Origin of the sequence: Magnetovibrio sp. PR-2, assembly GCF_036689815.1 — a bacterium.
Taxonomy (GTDB): Bacteria; Pseudomonadota; Alphaproteobacteria; order Rhodospirillales; family Magnetovibrionaceae; genus Magnetovibrio.
Genome location: NZ_JBAHUR010000009.1, coordinates 26,479 through 43,490, shown reverse-complemented (window position 1 = coordinate 43,490; position 17,012 = coordinate 26,479). Strand labels below are relative to the sequence as shown.

Genomic DNA, 17,012 nt, shown 5'->3' with positions numbered 1-17,012 from the left:
GCCCATTGAATCCATTGATCAATTAAAATGGGGCTGAAACTAAAAGATTATCCGTTGTAAGCCATTCAGTATGAGAATGAAAAAAGAATCGATATATGGCTCCCTACTTAAGAATTGTGTCTAGGCAACCCTTCAAGCATCCATCTCAAATGCCACATTCTCAATGCCCGTGAACAGATGCTCGGACACAAGCTTATCCCCCCCACTCCCTGCGTGAAGCCCCAATAGTCGTCATTCCTGCGAAGGCAGGAATCCATGGGCGGTTGCTCAGCTGGAACCGTTAGAGACTCTAAAACGAGAAGCCCATAGGCTCCTGCCTTCGCAGGAGCGACGGGGTGTTTTTGTTCTAAAACGGGGTGGTTTTGTTCTAAATATTGCCTTACTCGGGCTGGGTTTCGGCCATTGTGGACGTTAAATCGGCGACTTGCTTTGATCGAATGCAGGATCAAGCTCAGCGTGCAATCGATGGGCCGCCGTGCGCGCAATCCTCAGTGTGATGGACTTGCGCCGGGCCGGGGCGAGTTTGCGCGGTTCGACGTCGCGGATGATGTCGGCGCTGTAGCCGTCGGAGATGATCAGGCCTTGCTCAATTGGCAGCAGCTCAACCGGAAAGTCCGGTGCGACGGCGAAGAAAAAGCGTTCGCAGTGGTCTACGTACTCCGGCCACTTGGTGTCGGACTGAAAGTCATTTCGCGAGCTTTTGATTTCCACAATCACCACCTCACCACGCGGCCCCAGCGCCGCAATGTCGCAGCGCCGGTTGTTGGTGAGCGGCAGTTCCGTGACGCCGCGATAGCCTTGGGTGGCGAGCATGCGGAGAACCCCGCGTGAGATGTCTTGTGCGGTAAGTGTCTCCGTCATTTCGCCACTTCAGCAGCCACCCTGTCGGCTTGCTCGCCCGTGCGTTTAAGTGTCTCGATGGCTTCGCTGGCCTCTTGCTGGCGCTGCCACATGGCGGCGTAAAGACCGTCTTTGGCCAACAAGTCAGCATGGGTTCCACGCTCCGCCACTTCCCCTTGGTCGAGCACCAAAATCTCGTCACTGTCCACCACCGTGGACAAACGGTGCGCGATCACCAACGACGTGCGGCCCGCAGCGACTTCGCGCAAGGACGCCTGGATTTCTTTTTCCGTGTGGGTGTCCAGCGCCGAGGTGGCTTCGTCGAACAGCAAAATTTGCGGTGCTTTCAAAATGGTGCGCGCGATGGCGACGCGTTGTTTTTCCCCGCCGGACAGTTTCAGGCCGCGCTCGCCGACGATGGTTTGATAGCCGTCGGGCAAGCTCTGGATAAAGTCGTGGATTTTGGCGAGCTTGGCGGCCTCTTCAATTTCTGACGGTGTCGCGCCGGGGCGGCCATAGGCAATGTTGTAATAGACCGTGTCGTTGAACAGCACCGTGTCTTGCGGGACGATACCGATGGCGGCGCGCAGGCTCGCCTGTTGCACATCGCGGATGTCTTGCCCGTCGATGGAGATGCTGCCGTCGTCAATATCGTAAAAGCGAAACAGCAAGCGTGAAATGGTGGACTTGCCCGCACCGGATGAGCCGACGATGGCGACGGATTTTCCCGAAGGCACGGAGAAGCTCACGTTTTTCAAAACCGGGCGGCGCGGGTCGTAGGCGAAGTTGACATTTTCAAACTTCACTTCACCGCCCGTGACGTTGAGCGGCTCGGCGCTGTCGGCGTCCTCGATCTCTTCGTTGGCGTCGAGGAGAGAGAACATCTCTTCCATATCGGTGAGCGAGTGTTTGATTTCGCGGTACGACGAGCCCAAGAAATTGAGCGGCAGGTAGAGCTGTAACAGATACGTGTTCACCAACACAAAATCGCCCACGGTGAGCGATCCGTCCGCAACGCCAAAGCCGGCCATGAGCATGACGATGGTGACACCAATGGCGATGATGGCCCCTTGTCCGGTGTTGAGCAGGGCGAGGGACGTTTTGGACTTGATGGCGGCTTTTTCATAGCCCGCGAGCGCCACGTCGAAACGCTGGGATTCGTGCGCTTCGTTGCCGAAGTATTTGACGGTTTCGTAGTTGAGCAAACTGTCGATGGCTTTGGTGTGCGCAACCGAATCGTTTTCGTTCATTTCCCGGCGAAACCGCGTGCGCCAATTGGTCAGCGCCACGGTCCACACGATATAGGCCGCAATGGTGCCCATGGTGGCGAGTGCGAACGAGCCGCTCAACAACGCCCACATCAACACCCCCACCATGGCGATTTCGAACATGGTCGGCACGATGTTGAACAACAACATGCGCAACAAAAACTCAATGCCGCTGGAGCCCCGTTCGATGGCGCGGCTGAGCCCCCCGGTTTGGCGTTCCAAGTGAAAGCGCAGTGAGAGCTTGTGCAGGTGCTTAAACGTTTCCAGCGCCACTTCGCGGATGGCAAAGTGGGTGACGTTGGCAAACACGGCGGACTGCAATTCTTTGAACGCCAGCGAAATCACCCGTGCAGCACCGTAAGCCAACAACAAGCCAACGGGCACAGCGGCAAGACCGATCAACATGGTCGGCGCGCTCAACTCATCCACGGCGTATTTGAGCAAAATCGGCACGGTCACGGTGGCGCCCTTGGCTGTCAACAAAAACACCATGGCGAGGATCACGCGCACGCGCAAATCGAACCGCGTGCTGGGCCACAAATAGGGCATCAACGTGCGGATGGTGTGCCAATCATTGCGGGGCGCGCTCTGGTCTTCGGGCGGAATCCGCCCTTTCATGCCTTTCATTGGGGCCCTCTCATGGGGAATGCTGTCTTGCTGTTGGCTTTGATCATAAGCGCGTTGAAGTGCTTACGCCATATCCGGGCCGCAAAAAAGATGCGCTTAAGCGGCGGTGTCTTTGGAGTGGAAGTCTTCGTCGGACAGCAACGCAATGGCCTCTATGGCCAAGACGGCTTGTTCCAGATTTTCGACCAGAGGAGCTGCCGCGTCTTTGGGCACGCCACGCAAAGCCTGCTTGGCGATTCTGGCTTGCGCGCGGATCAAATTAAGACGTTCGTAGTCCTGCATGGCGGGAGCTCAGTCCTGGGTTTTTAAGCATTGATTATGAGTGTTGGGCACTCTGACGTAATGTCCAACCTCGTATATCGGATTCTCTGCGCCGCAGCCATATGATATTAGGATTACTCAGGCATTTTGTTGGACGCCCGACAAAAACAACCCCGCCATCTCAGGAAGACGGCGGGGTTTTGATTTTGTGAAGCGTGGAGCTGGATTAGCCCGTGCGCTGGATCAGGTGATAGCCGAAATCGGTTTCAACCACATCGCTGGTTTCGCCCACGTCCATGGAAAAGGCGGAGTCTTCGAATTCTTTGACCATTTGGCCTTTGCCAAAGGTACCCAGAGAGCCGCCGTCGTTGCCCGACGGACAGTCGGAGTGTTCTTTCGCCAAGTCAGCGAAGTCGGCGCCGCCGTCGATGTCCGCTTTCAAAGCGGCGATTTGTTCCTGGGCCTCTTCTTTGGAACGGGTGGCGGTGGACCGCATGGACCCTGCATACATCAGCAGGATGTGAGAGGCGGAAACTTTATCGGACATAGAGGGGCTCCTTTAATTGGGGTGTTTTGATCATCGGCAATCGGCCAGATCGTGTTCATTTGCGTTCAGCAAGACATAGTCAATTTGGACCGAATGTCCAGACATACGTTCGTAGGGGACGGTGAAGCTTTGCAAGGGATAGTCGCGGGCAATGTCGAGGTTGAAGGCTTCTTTTGCACGCGCAGACAAATTCGCCATATCCGAGCCGCCTTGGTTGGCCGAGATGGCAATGAGCAGACACTGCCCATCCGCATTCTTTGCTAAGGGCGGGGTTAAGGTTGGGAATTTGGTGGACACAATTCGGGCCTCTTCAAACTCTAAGCCTAGATTTCCCGGCAGCGGGTTGGGATACCAGTGCGCCAATATGGATCCGCCTTCAAAACCGCGCGCGCGCAGTTCCTCGGCAATTGTGGCGTAGTCCATCAGGTGTTGGCACTTGGTGCAGTTCATTGGATCTGTGACGGCTTTGACGGCCAATCCCAAGACGGACGCCGCACATCCAGCCATGACGATGCCCGCGTACACTTTGCGCCGTGTGTTGGGGTTCGCTTCAACGGGTAAGCGCACAAACACCCAAAGCGGCAGCAAGATCAGCAAGAACAGGTAGTTCGGGCGGAACTGGGTTGCGCCACCCAGAACCATCAAAATCATCAAAGCCACGACAATCAAAAACGTGCGGCGCAAAAGTTGTTCGACGAATGAGAAGGGGAGGGCGTCGCAGTCTGCAGGCCGTTTCACAAAAGCCGGGAACACCAACAGCAACACCAGCCACAGCGGAGAGAGGAACGCAAACGAAGCGCGGATCAAGTTCCAAAGCCCCTTGGCGACGCCTTGGACGTAGCTCAAGTCTTGGTCCATCTGCAGTTTATAGACAACGGCGTCTTCCATCTGCTTGGACGCATCCAGCAGCCACAATCCATGCGGTGTGATGATGGTGAGGGCAATGATAAGGCTCAGGAAAATCTTGGCGTTGAACAACCGTGCACGGATCGCCGGGAGCGTTACGCCGGCCACTAGGACGGCGATTAAGAACATCACATAGGAATACTTCGTCAGCACGCCTAACCCGGCCACCAAGCCCAGCAAGGCATACCAACGCCACTGCGCCTGCGTGGCGATTTTGAGCAACACCATGAACGTCACCACGACAAAGACGCCATTGAGCAGGCTGTGGCTGTAGCTAAAGATGGCATGCCAGGCGACAACGAACAGTAAGACCGGAGATAAGCCGACGAGGGCCCAGTCAAGTTCACGCCCCGGACCCAAGCACATGCGCGCCGCGTGGTAGAGTGTGATGTAGAGCAAACCGACGACCGTCAGTTTCACCGCCATCAAGACCGCAGCACTTTTACCCAACACGACGAATATGCCGCTCAACATCCAAGTGTAGAGCGGCGGATTCGTGACGTCGTAGCCCCAGGTGAGCGCTTGGGCAAACAGGACCTGTTCGGCTTCATCCCCCCCCAATGCACTCATCAACGTCAGGCGGATCAAGGCATAGGCGCAGACGATAGCGAATACCAAGCCGTGAACAGCTAAGGGCTTTTGCAAGAGGGAAAGGGCTTTGGTCATGAAAAGGAATGAACTGCATACGGTTGGAACTGCGCGATCCTATCACCTTCATTCAAGATGGCAAACGGGCCTCTAAGAGGATGCACATATGCAATTCGTGAAATGACTACAATAACACTCAAAGTTTGAATTAATTTTTTTTGTAAACTTTGTAATTGTTAAAACTATCATTTGATAATTATACGTTTCAGACGTAAGGTTTTGTTTGATGAGTGGTTCTAGAGGGAAAACATTCCCCTAAACGATCACGTTTGCATGCGCAAAGCCTCCTACTTGCGTGAGGGGCATGAGGCATAAACAAAATAAAGTGTGCAACGAACGGATATGATCGAGAGATTAAAGAGTACGAAGCTTCTGATTGTCGGTTTCGCTGTGACCCTGTTGGGCATGGCGAGCTTGCTGTTGATGTTCTTCATTCTCATCAACAACATGATCGCGGAAGACCAGCTGCGCGCGGATTTATTGAACAAGAATTTCGCGGCCTACAAAATGCGCGATGCGGCGGAAAAGCGGACATACAGTCTGTTTCGTGCCACGACCTTGGACGACTATTTCGATCGGGACGAAATTCGCCTGAAAATGGATGCCGAGGCCGTCAATTTCATCAATGCGCAAAACCTGATCAACCTCAACGCTTTAAGCGTGCGTGAAAAAGAAGCCTTCGAAGCCATTCTTGCCAGCGTGCGCGATACCCAGCCGACCGTTGAAGCGGCGATGGATATCGCCGTGGAAGAGCAGTGGGGCTTGCATGTGCAGGCGCAAATCAGTGATGCCCTCAATCACTATGAAATGGTGCACAAGGCGCTCAATCATTTTGTCAAAGTGGTGGAAAGCGAAACCAATCAAAAGCTTTCTGAATTGCACAAAGCCCGGTCTAACGAAATGCATACCATTCCGGTTTTGGGAGGGTTCTTGTTTCTGTTGTCCTTGTTGATCGGGACGTTTGTTGTGCGCCGGGAGTTGGCACACACCAAAGAGTTGGAACGGCGGGTGGAAGAACGCACTTCGATGTTGGCGGAACGCGAAACGCACTTTCGTACCATTTTTGAAACCGCCGCCGACAGCATCGTGACCACGGATAACAGAGGGCGGATCGAAGCCTTTAACCCAGCTTCACAAAAGATATTTGGTTATGCCGCGCACGAGGTTATCGGCGAAAGTGTGAATATGTTGATGCCGGAAAGCGATGCGCGGCGTCATGATGGATATTTGAACAAGTACAACGCAGGTGGACCGGCGGGCATTATGGGGGGCGGGCGTGAGCTCGTGGGGTTGCGCAAAGACGGTGAAAGCTTCCCCATCTGGCTTGGCTTGAACCGCATGCAGATTTCAGGCGAGACCAAATTCGTTGGCGTGATCAGTGATCTGTCCGTACAAAAACGTGCCGAGGACGAAGCGCGCATACTCGCCGATGATAACGGCATTGTTGCCTCCATCTTGCGCTTGTCGCTGACGTCGGATGATCTCGACTACATTTTACAGCAGGCCTTGGAGCTGATTTTGGATCGGCATAATTTGGATTTGCAAGGCAAGGGGTGCGTTTTTTTGACCGATCAGGAAAATCAAACTTTGGAAATGCGTGCGCAATCCAACCTTTCCGATGAACTGCGTGCGATGTGTGGCAACATTGATTATGGTGCGTGCTTGTGCGGTAAAGTCGCGGAACGCAGCGAGGCCATCGAAAAAAGCTGTGTCGATGATGACCACACCCATCACCCGGCTGGGATGCAGGAGCACGGACACTTTTGTGTCCCTATTAAGTATGCAGAAGAAACGTTGGGTGTGTTGAATCTCTATATTCCCCACGGGCATAAAGTGAACGAACATGAGCACCGTTTGGTGTGGTCCGTGGCCGATGCCTTGGCGGGGGTTATCCGCCGTCATTATAAAGAAGACGAGCTTCGAGAAGCCAAAGATCGTGCGGAGCAGGCCAATCGCACAAAAACAGAGTTTTTGGCGAATATGTCTCATGAGCTTCGCACGCCGCTTAATGCCATTATTGGCTATTCCGAAATGATGGAAAGTGAAACTTACGGCCCCGTGGGTGAAGACCGGTATTTGGAATACCTGGGATACATTTCCGGCTCGGGTCGCCATCTCTATGGCTTGATCAATGACATCTTAGACGTTTCGCGCATAGAAACGGATGAGTTCCCCTTGCACGAAGACGCTTTCCCCGTCCAAGACATGATTAATGAATGTGTGGCGTTGGTGCAAGGCCGTGCGGATGAACATGGCAATGTGGTGAAGTTTGAGGAATCCGTGAACCTCCCATCCGTCACAGCCGATCAGCGCCGGATCAAGCAGGTGCTGCTGAATCTATTGCACAATGGCATCAAGTTCACCGAAAAAGGGGGCACCATCCAGATCCAGGCCACGTGCCAGCCAGGGGAGGATTTGTGCATTAGCGTTATCGACGAAGGTATAGGCATTGATTCCAAAGATATCGAAAAGGTCTTTTCCATGTTTGGCCAGGTGGATACGTCCCTATCGCGCAAATATGATGGGGTCGGTCTGGGGTTGCCGCTCAGCCGTAAATTGGTCGAAAAGCACGGCGGCACCTTGAACCTGGAAAGCAATCTGGGTGCCGGGACCCGGGCCATTATGACGCTGCCATCAGACCGGGTTCTTTGGCGCTGAAAATTGACCTTAAGTTGACTTTTTGTGTGAAGAAGCTCGACTTTGTGGTGATCGGCTGATTAAATACACAAACACAATGAAAGAAGACATGAGGCGCCATACACTTCCTAGGGGGGGAGCGTGAGGATATTTCGTCAGACCACAGTCGGTTTAGGCATAGGCTTTGGTGCCATACTGGCCTGCATGATGGGCAGTATCTATATCGGTTTTGAACACTTGGATCAGACCCGTGGTGCATGGCAACGCGATGCCTTGTTCCGGGAGAAAGTCCGTGCAGCCTTTTTGCTGCGCGAAGCAGTGCGCGAACGCTCCTTTCACCTGACGTTCGCCACCACCATGGATGACTTTTTCGACCGCGATGAACAGCGCGAACTCTACAATTCCAAGGCTCTAAACTTTTTGCAGGCGCGAGAAAAGCTCGTCGAGTTGCGCATGACGCCGCCAGAGAAAGTGGCGATGGATATTCTCATTGGGCGCGTCTCGCAGGCCCGTCCGGTTATCGATGCTGCTATGGATTTGGTTGTGGATGGTGGCGACAACGAGTCAGCGCTCAACCAAATGCGCGTCGCCCTGGATGGACAATCTGCCGTTATCGAAGAAATAAACCGCTTCATAACGGTTGTTGAAGCCGCTTCTGCCCGCGAAGCCGAATCCGCAGCTAGGGACATAGCCAAAACCCAGAAAAACATGCTGTTTTTGAGCGGCGCGGCGGTGGCCCTTGCGGCGTTGATTGGTATGTTGGTGACTTTGCGTGAAGCCCGCAATACCCGGCGTTTGCGCAAGCACCGTGACGAACTGGCTGAGCTGTCGACGACGGACGGCCTGACGGGCATTGCCAATCGGCGTATGTTGGACGACTTTATGGAAATGGAGTGGTCTCGCGCGATGCGCTCATCCACACCCTTGTCGATCATCTTGATGGACATCGACCACTTCAAAAACTACAACGATTCCTACGGTCACGGCGCTGGCGATGATTGCTTGATCCAAGTGGCACAGGCCATGGCTGATGTCATTGTGCGCTCGACCGATTTGTTGGCGCGCTATGGCGGTGAAGAGTTTTCTTGCATCTTACCCGATACGCCCAATGAACGTGCTGACGAGATTGCGGAAAAACTGCGCGAAGCGGTCGCGGCTAAAAACATCCTGCACGAACATTCCAGTGCGGCCGATCACATCACCATTAGTGTCGGCGTGGCCACCATTGTGCCGCGTCCAGGCGATGATCTTGCAGATGTCTTCGAACACGCGGATGCAAACCTCTACCAAGCCAAGGAAAAAGGTCGCGATCGTGTGGTGTCAGGCCCGGTTCCGGTTGCTGCCGAGTAGGTCTATTTGACGTCTATTTCGTCATCTTTGACGCTGGCCCCTGGGTAGGGGTATGTCACATGGCCGAAACGGTGCACCAAGACGGCCAGTGAGATGATTAAGATGCCGCTGGTGACAGCAATCAGTTCCCAGTTCTCCATCCCCTTGACGTCCAGCACGATGTAACGCGCCAAGGCGACCATGGCGATGTAGAGCGGCATGCGGATGGGCATGGCTCCGGATTTTAAGTAGCTCGACACCATGGTGAGCACTTCCAGATAGATGAACAGCAACAGAAGATCCGCTAGACGCACCGTCTTGATGCTGATCATAACCTCGACTTCCTGGCCGATGGCGATGATGGTCGCGATCGCGATCAAGAACAGGCCGATTTTTTCGGCGATGTGAATGGCCGACGCGGCGGCTTTATCGACAGGGTCTAACATTCATCTACTCCATTACTGAAGAGCCCATCATAAGCGCTGTGGTCGCAGAAGTGAATTGTCCTTTGGCAAGGGAGGGTATTGCCGTTCTGCATGGCTCGAAAGGCACACTGGGAAATCTCAGCGTGCCTTATCGGTTGTTTAGGAAGGTTTTGCCTCTAGTTGTCGCCATCCAAGAGACGACCGACACCGCCCAGGACCGAGCCTTCGCCTTTGTCGCTGCCCCCAATGGATGGAGCCATGGCCAAAACGCGGTCGGCCAGGCGGGAAAACGGCAGGCTTTGCAAATAGACCTTGCCGTGCCCGCTGAGCGTGGCGAGGAACAAACCTTCGCCGCCAAAGAACATGGACTTCAGGTTGCCCGCGCGTTGAATGTCGTAATCAATGCCGGAGGTAAAGGCAGCGATACAGCCTGTGTCGACCCGTAAAGTCTCACCGTTGAGTTCCTTTTCAATGATGGTGCCGCCCGCATGGAAAAAGGCTAAACCGTCGCCGCTTAAGCGTTGCAGAATAAATCCTTCTCCACCAAAGAAGCCTGCGCCAAGGCGTTTGCTGAACGCGATGTCCACCTTCGTGCCCAACGCCGCACACAAAAAGGCATCTTTTTGGCAGATCAGCTCGCCACCAATAGCGGCCATATCGACAGCTTTGATTTTACCGGGGTAGGGGGCTGCGAAGGCAACACGGGATTTTCCCGCTCCTGTGTGGGTGAAGTGGGTCATGAAAATGCTTTCGCCCGTGATGGCGCGTTTGCCCACTTCCAAAAGCTTGCCGAACATACCCGCGTCGGGGTTGGAGCCGTCACCCATTTTGGCTTCGAACTGGATGCCGCCTTCCATGTAGTTCATGGCACCGGCTTCGGCGATGACTGTTTCTCCGGGATCGAGAATGACTTCGACGACTTGAATGTCGTCACCGATCAGTTTGTATTCAACTTCATGACATTGACGGGACATGGCGGTTTTCTCCTGTGTCGATGGCTTGTCAGACTATAAACGGCGTGAATGGGGTCTGCTCTTAGGTCTCAATCCGTTTCTTGTGTGCGGTTCGCTTCGTTTGCTTTGGCTAAGTGTTCTTGCACAAAAGTGTTCCAAAGAGATTGCAGCTCTCCCCGGTCTTGCATGTCGCGCAAAGCATCGGTGAGTTTGGGGACCAGGTGCTCTTGGTTTTTGTGAACCATATGAAACACGGGCAACCGCTCCAGTGGGGGGCTCACATCTTTAACGAATTTAGCGTTCAGGCGTTGGGCTGCCAATTGTCCCAAAAAGCGGTTGAGCACACCAACCTCAATCCGGCTGGCCTCGACGCGCTGGATGACCTCTTGGGATGTGCTAAAAGTGTGTAGGGAAAAATCGGCAAGCTTGTCTTGGACGAGTTTGAAACCTTGAACCGTAGCCAGACGGTATTGTCCAAGGGATTCCCAGTCCGAGATGTCCAGGGCATAGTCGCTTCGAACAAACGCCGAAAGTTCTGAGTAAAACAGCGGCACCGGAACCAACCGTAAATTTTGATACGTGTTCAATACCACAGATAAGCGCGCTGCTCCACCGTCAGCATGGCCTTTGTTGGCCTCCATGACAGAACGGGCGTCGGGGTAGACTTGGAAACGCACAGGTATACCCAGGCTGGCATATACTTTTTTTAGAACAAGTTCTGCAAAGCGGTTGGTTATGGCTTTATCACGCGTGGCGATGACAAGTTCGTTTTTTGCACGAACGTCGGCATACAGAGGCGTTGACCACAGGGCGGTCAGCACAGTTAAGCTAAGGACGACTATAATTTGAATTCAGTGCACGCACGTTTCCCCATTCCACGGACTGAGTCACTTTAGCCCGACACAGAAGTCAGCACAATATCGTGCGTGCCGGCAATGGTGACAGGTCAAAGACGCCTCTTCTCATCAACGCTATGGCAGATTATGTTAGAAACATGAATTGGGGGCGCAGAGCAACACACACGGCAACTGCTTTTCAACGTAGCGGGGAACGCGCATGGACCAACGAGGGAATTAAATGTCTGATCATCCTGAAAAGGACACACCGGAAACGGAATTTGACCAAGACCACAACTCAAAGAGCTCTGGTTCAACCGGAACTGCAGCCCCTGCAACTCCGCCTACGGTTATACCCGTTTGGAGGTATGTCTTAGGGCTGCCGTGGCAGACGCAATTGTCGGGTCCGTTTATCTACGGCATGATTGTTCCCATTTTCTTTTTGGATGTTTGCCTCGTCATCTACCAAGCGGTCTGCTTCAGATTATGGGGGATCGCCCGCGCACCTCGATCAGATTTCATCGTCATTGATCGTCACAAGCTGACCTATCTCAATGCAATGGAAAAGTTCCATTGTATGTATTGCGGCTATGCAAATGGTGTCATGGCTTTTGGGCGGGAACTGGCGGCAAGGACGGAGTACCACTGGTGTCCGATCAAACATGCAAGCCGGATACCTGCCCCCCATGCCCACTATGAAGCTTTTGTCGATTTCGGCGACGATATGGACTGGGCCAGCCATCCGTCTCGCAAAGTGGACCGCCGGGCCCGTGAAGACGGCCCATGAAGACGACCAGTAAGCACCTCGAGAAGGGCGCGAGCAGAGATTGAAGCGCTCAATTGAACGTGGGCTGAGTTATTCCCACTCGATGGTTCCCGGCGGCTTCGACGTGATGTCGTAGGTCACCCGGTTGATGCCCTTGACTTCGTTGATGATGCGATTGCTCACGCGGGCTAAGAATTCCATATCGAAATGATAGAAGTCAGCCGTCATGCCATCGGTGGAGGTCACGGCGCGCAGAGCACAGACATAATCATACGTTCGAGCATCGCCCATGACGCCCACGGTTTGCACCGGAAGCAGCACGGCAAAGGCCTGCCAAATCGCATCGTAGAGCCCGGCGTTGCGGATTTCTTCCAGATACACCGCGTCGGCGTTGCGCAGGATTTCCAGTTTCTCGGCGCTGATGCCGCCCGGCAAACGGATGGCAAGGCCCGGGCCTGGGAACGGATGGCGGCCGACAAAGTTTTCCGGCAAGCCCAGCTCACGGCCCAAAACGCGCACTTCGTCTTTGAACAGTTCACGCAGGGGTTCGACCAGTTGCATGTTCATGCGTTCGGGCAAGCCGCCCACGTTGTGGTGGGATTTGATGGTGACCGACGGCCCACCTGTGAAAGACACCGACTCGATCACGTCCGGATAGAGCGTGCCTTGGGCTAAGAAGTCGGCACCGCCGATGTTTTTGGCTTCTTCTTCGAACACATCGATAAAGGTCGCACCAATGATTTTGCGTTTCTTTTCGGGGTCCGACACGCCGTCCAGTTTGCCGATGAACAAATCCGAAGCATCGCGGTGGACCAGTTTGATTTTGTAGTTGTCGCGGAACATCGACACGACTTCTTCGGCTTCGCCTTTGCGCATCAAACCGGTATCGACAAACACACAGGTGAGCTGATCACCAATGGCTTCGTGCAGCAAAACGGCGACGACGGAGCTGTCCACACCGCCGGACAGGCCGCAGATCACTTGGCCGTCACCCACTTGTTCGCGGACTTTGGCGATTTCTTCTTCGCGGAACTTGCCCATGGTCCAGTCGCCTTGGCAACCGCAGACCCGGTGGGTGAAGTTTTCGATCAGCTTTGCGCCGTGGGGCGTGTGCACCACTTCGGGGTGGAATTGCACGCCGTAAAAATGTTTTTCATCGTTGGCGATGGCGGCAAAGGGCGAGCCCTCGGTCACGGCCACCGGGCGAAAGCCCTCGGGAATGGCGTTGATTTTGTCGCCGTGGCTCATCCACACCTGTTCTTTGGCGCCCACGTCCCACACGCCGTGGAACAGTTCACAGTCTTCGACCACGTCGACGTAGGCGCGACCAAATTCACGGTGGTCGGATTCTTCAACGCTGCCACCCAGCTGAGCACACATGGTTTGTTCGCCATAGCAAATGCCGAAAACGGGCAGCCCTAAGTCAAACAAGCCTTCGGGGGCGCGGGGCGTGTCAATGCCCGTGACGGACGCCGGTCCACCCGACAAGATCACGCCTTTGGGGTTGAATTCCTTGATGGAATCCAACGTGACGGCGTTAAACGGTTGGATTTCGGAATACACACCGCTTTCACGCACACGCCGTGCGATCAACTGGGTGACTTGAGAACCGAAATCGATGATGAGAATGCGCTCATGCATGGGTGAAAACCTATGACGTCCTGGGGCTATAAGAATGGCCGGACATTAGCTCAAACGCAGGTGATTCGCTAGGGGATTCCTACTTGGTCCGATGGGCCTCAATGGCGGCCAAAATCTCTTCCGGGGTGGTTTTGAGGCCGTCTGCGCGCATGTGGATGACGTCGTGGCCCGTGGCTTCGCCCACGGCTTTGCCTGCCGCGGCCAAAGCACCGTCTCCGTCGGCGTAGCTGGCGGCGTTGGTGACCGTTAAGACGATGCCCATGGTCTCGTATTCGCGCTTGTCGTCGTCGGTGGCCTTCAGCTTTCCACCTGTGGCCACATTGGCGATTTTGGCATCGGTGATGGCGGACCAGGGGATGACTTTCGATCCAACGCGCACATCCAAGATGCCGCTCTGGTCAATCCGCACCACCGGACCCGTTTGGCCTTTTTGATAGGTCTTGAACTGCTTGAACGCCACGCCCGCCATGACGAAAAACACGGCCACGCCGATGATCATTGGGCCGCTAAAGGTGCTGCCTTCCGCGCCGCCGCGTTTGGTCCAGGCAAAAACCAAGCCGCCGACGGCGATCAAGATCATCAAGGCCATCCCGACCAGAGATTTGGTGACATCCAAGTGGGCTTCGAACGGTGTGGGCGACATATCTGGGGGCTCCTCTAGCCGATGAGCTGGCGCACCAATACGTGTAGCACATTTTCCGGGTCGTCATAAACCAGCTTTGCGGTGATGACCAGCGACACCGTGACCAGCAAGGGCTTGATCACGCGGCTGCCGTGTTTTATGGCTGTGTTGGCCCCGATCCGGGCGCCGATCAGTTGTCCGGCCGCCATGGTCAGAGCGGGAACCCACAGCACGTGGCCCGCGAAGGCAAAAAATACAAACGATGAAAAGTTGGACGTGAAGTTCACGACCTTGGTGTGCGCTGTGGCTTTGAGCATGTTAAAGCCCAGGACCGCCACAAACGCGAGGGACCAAAAGCTGCCCGTGCCCGGTCCGAAAAAGCCGTCGTAAAAGCCGAGGCTCAATCCGAAAACCAGATAGAAGGGGACCTGTTCCATCAGGTGATGACGGTCGGCTTCACCAATTTTGGGTCCGAACAGGAAATACAGGGCCGCACCGACCAGCAAGAACGGGATGATCTGGGTCATGATGTCGGACGCCAAATACTGCACCAAAAATGTGCCAATGACGGAGCCCACCGCCGTAAACGCGATGGCGACTTTCATGTCGGATAGTTTGACGTGGCCTTTGCGAGCATAAGTGTACGTCGCGGTGAACGTGCCGAACATGGCTTGGGCTTTGTTGGTCGCAAGCGCGGCGGCTGGGTTCATTCCGGACATCATCAGCGCAGGCACGCAAATGAGACCGCCGCCACCCGCAATGGAGTCCACGAACCCACCTGCCAGTCCGGCCAAAAACAGCCAGCCCAGAACCTCATAACCAAATTCCATACGTATGCCCGCCCAAATTCAACCAACAGCATAAAGAGTTATGCCTCTGGTTGTATATAGGCCAAAGCGATAGGGTGGATTACTCCGCCGCGTCGGTCTTGTGATAGATCTCGCCGCCTTCTTCGATGAACTTTTTGCTCATTTCGTTCATGCCTTGTTGGGCGACAGCTTTGACCTCATGACTGATTTTCATGGAGCAGAACTTCGGCCCACACATGGAACAGAAGTGCGCTTGCTTGGCCCCTTCGGACGGCAAGGTTTCGTCGTGGTATTGCATTGCGGTGTCCGGGTCGAGGCCAAGGTGGAACTGGTCTTTCCAGCGGAACTCAAAGCGCGCGCGGCTCATGGCGTCGTCACGGATTTGTGCGCCGGGGTGGCCTTTGGCGAGATCGGCGGCATGGGCGGCAAGCTTGTAGGTCACCACACCGACTTTTACGTCGTCGCGATCGGGCAGGCCTAAGTGTTCTTTCGGTGTGACGTAGCACAGCATGGCCGTGCCGTACCACCCGATCATGGCGGCACCGATGGCGGACGTGATGTGATCGTACCCGGGTGCAATGTCGGTCACCAGGGGCCCAAGCGTATAGAACGGGGCTTCGCCGCAGACTTCCAACTGCTTTTCCATGTTCACTTTGATTTTGTGCATGGGCACGTGGCCGGGGCCTTCGATGAAGACTTGAACGTCTTTGGCAAAGCAGATTTTTTGCAGCTCACCCAGGGTTTCCAGCTCGGCAAATTGTGCGGCGTCGTTGGCATCCGCGATGGAGCCGGGGCGCAGACCGTCGCCGAGGCTGAGGCCCACGTCGTACTGCGCCGCCAAATCGCAAATTTCGTCGAAGTGTTCGTAAAGGAAACTTTCTTTGTGGTACGTCAAACACCACTTGGCGATGATGGAACCACCGCGCGACACAATCCCCGTGGTGCGCTTGGCCGTCAGTGGAATGTGGGCCAAACGAAGGCCTGCGTGAATGGTCCAGTAATCCACGCCTTGTTCGGCTTGTTCCACCAAGGTGTCCCGGAAAACCTCCCAGGTCAGGTCTTCGGCAATGCCGCCGACTTTTTCCAAAGCTTGATACATGGGCACCGTGCCGATGGGCACAGGGGAATTGCGGATGATCCATTCGCGGATGTTGTGGATGTCGTTGCCCGTGGACAGGTCCATCACCGTGTCCGCACCCCAGCGCGTCGACCACACCATTTTGTCGACTTCTTGGGCGACCGAGCTGGTCACGGCGGAGTTGCCGATGTTGGCGTTGATTTTGGTGAGGAAATTGCGCCCGATGATCATGGGCTCAGATTCCGGGTGGTTGATGTTGGCGGGCAACACCGCACGGCCGCGCGCGATTTCAGCGCGCACAAATTCGCCCGTGACCATTTCCGGCAGCTCCGCCCCGAAGTCTTCGCCATCGCCGATTTTGTAGGCTTCCATACGCCCTTCGTTTTCGCGGATGGCAACGTATTCCATTTCCGGCGTCACAATGCCGCGTTTGGCGTAGGCGAGTTGGGAGACCGCTTGACCGTCCTTGGCGCGCAGCGGGCGTTTGTTCACCGCCGGGCATTCGGGGACGGAGGCGTTTTTGCCGTTGTCTTCCGGCTGGACGTCGCGCCCGTCGTATTGTTCCACATCGCTACGGGCCAAGATCCAGTCGTGGCGGAGTTTGTCCAAGCCCTTGTTGATGTCGATGGCGACGTCGGGATCGGTGTAGGGGCCTGATGCGTCATAGACCAAGACGTCGGCTTCGCCCGAGCTGGGCTCCAACGGGATCGCGCGCATGGCGACTTTGATGCCACCCGGACCGTCCACATAGTGTTTGTGCGACCCTTGAATAGGTCCGGTGGTGACGTTGATGGTCTCGGTTTTGGCGTCCATAAAACA

General features: G+C 55.0%; 15 protein-coding genes. 3 read left to right on the top strand and 12 right to left on the bottom strand.

Annotated features, from left to right (window positions below; all coding sequences use genetic code 11):
• Window positions 1-411 precede the first annotated feature (411 nt).
• The 5 genes from V5T82_RS11800 to V5T82_RS11780 form a co-directional block, all read right to left on the bottom strand.
• Window positions 412-861, bottom strand: a complete 450-nt coding sequence (locus V5T82_RS11800) for an MmcB family DNA repair protein (protein ID WP_332895844.1) — start codon at window positions 859-861, stop codon at window positions 412-414.
• Window positions 858-2,735: an ABCB family ABC transporter ATP-binding protein/permease gene (locus V5T82_RS11795; protein WP_442917633.1), complete on the bottom strand. Its 1,878-nt coding sequence runs from the start codon at window positions 2,733-2,735 to the stop codon at window positions 858-860. The genes V5T82_RS11800 and V5T82_RS11795 overlap by 4 nt, the downstream gene beginning before the upstream one ends.
• Window positions 2,736-2,831: 96 nt before the next feature.
• Entirely contained in the window at window positions 2,832-3,017 is a 186-nt protein-coding gene (locus V5T82_RS11790; RefSeq protein WP_332895843.1) for a hypothetical protein, read from the bottom strand.
• A gap of 205 nt (window positions 3,018-3,222) precedes the next feature.
• A complete protein-coding gene (locus V5T82_RS11785) occupies window positions 3,223-3,543 on the bottom strand; it encodes a peptidylprolyl isomerase (RefSeq protein ID WP_332895842.1) in 321 nt (106 codons plus the stop codon).
• A gap of 30 nt (window positions 3,544-3,573) precedes the next feature.
• Window positions 3,574-5,115: an ArnT family glycosyltransferase gene (locus tag V5T82_RS11780; RefSeq protein WP_332895841.1), complete on the bottom strand. Its 1,542-nt coding sequence runs from the start codon at window positions 5,113-5,115 to the stop codon at window positions 3,574-3,576.
• Between the two features lie 324 nt (window positions 5,116-5,439).
• Between V5T82_RS11780 and V5T82_RS11775 the strand changes: the two genes are divergently transcribed.
• Together V5T82_RS11775 and V5T82_RS11770 are read left to right on the top strand one after the other, a co-directional pair.
• On the top strand, window positions 5,440-7,755 hold the full coding sequence (locus V5T82_RS11775) for a sensor histidine kinase (RefSeq protein WP_332895840.1): 2,316 nt from the start codon (window positions 5,440-5,442) through the stop codon (window positions 7,753-7,755).
• Window positions 7,756-7,875: 120 nt separating this feature from the next.
• Window positions 7,876-9,084 carry a GGDEF domain-containing protein gene (locus tag V5T82_RS11770; RefSeq protein ID WP_332895839.1) on the top strand — a complete coding sequence of 403 codons (1,209 nt, stop codon included), beginning with the start codon at window positions 7,876-7,878 and terminating at the stop codon, window positions 9,082-9,084.
• Window positions 9,085-9,086: 2 nt separating this feature from the next.
• On the opposite strand, the gene V5T82_RS11765 is transcribed toward V5T82_RS11770, so the two are convergent.
• The 3 genes from V5T82_RS11765 to V5T82_RS11755 all read right to left on the bottom strand — a co-directional run bounded on the left by V5T82_RS11765 (window position 9,087) and on the right by V5T82_RS11755 (window position 11,262).
• Window positions 9,087-9,509 (bottom strand): phosphate-starvation-inducible protein PsiE, encoded by a 423-nt coding sequence (locus tag V5T82_RS11765; RefSeq protein WP_332895838.1) that lies wholly within the window; start codon window positions 9,507-9,509, stop codon window positions 9,087-9,089.
• A gap of 155 nt (window positions 9,510-9,664) precedes the next feature.
• Window positions 9,665-10,462, bottom strand: coding sequence for a TIGR00266 family protein (locus V5T82_RS11760; protein WP_332895837.1), 798 nt, complete (start codon window positions 10,460-10,462; stop codon window positions 9,665-9,667).
• Window positions 10,463-10,530: 68 nt separating this feature from the next.
• Entirely contained in the window at window positions 10,531-11,262 is a 732-nt protein-coding gene (locus tag V5T82_RS11755) for a substrate-binding periplasmic protein (protein WP_332895836.1), read from the bottom strand.
• A gap of 256 nt (window positions 11,263-11,518) precedes the next feature.
• On the opposite strand from V5T82_RS11755, the gene V5T82_RS11750 reads away from it, so the two are divergent.
• Window positions 11,519-12,064, top strand: coding sequence for a hypothetical protein (locus tag V5T82_RS11750; RefSeq protein WP_332895835.1), 546 nt, complete (start codon window positions 11,519-11,521; stop codon window positions 12,062-12,064).
• 69 nt (window positions 12,065-12,133) lie between these two features.
• On the opposite strand, the gene guaA is transcribed toward V5T82_RS11750, so the two are convergent.
• From guaA to thiC, 4 genes are all read right to left on the bottom strand, one after another.
• Window positions 12,134-13,684, bottom strand: a complete 1,551-nt coding sequence (guaA, locus tag V5T82_RS11745) for a glutamine-hydrolyzing GMP synthase (protein ID WP_332895834.1) — start codon at window positions 13,682-13,684, stop codon at window positions 12,134-12,136.
• A 79-nt stretch (window positions 13,685-13,763) separates the two neighbouring features.
• Window positions 13,764-14,327: a hypothetical protein gene (locus V5T82_RS11740; RefSeq protein ID WP_332895833.1), complete on the bottom strand. Its 564-nt coding sequence runs from the start codon at window positions 14,325-14,327 to the stop codon at window positions 13,764-13,766.
• A gap of 14 nt (window positions 14,328-14,341) precedes the next feature.
• A complete protein-coding gene (locus V5T82_RS11735; protein WP_332895832.1) occupies window positions 14,342-15,136 on the bottom strand; it encodes a TSUP family transporter in 795 nt (264 codons plus the stop codon).
• 79 nt (window positions 15,137-15,215) lie between these two features.
• Window positions 15,216-17,006 carry a phosphomethylpyrimidine synthase ThiC gene (thiC, locus tag V5T82_RS11730; protein WP_332895831.1) on the bottom strand — a complete coding sequence of 597 codons (1,791 nt, stop codon included), beginning with the start codon at window positions 17,004-17,006 and terminating at the stop codon, window positions 15,216-15,218.
• Window positions 17,007-17,012: the final 6 nt, after the last annotated feature.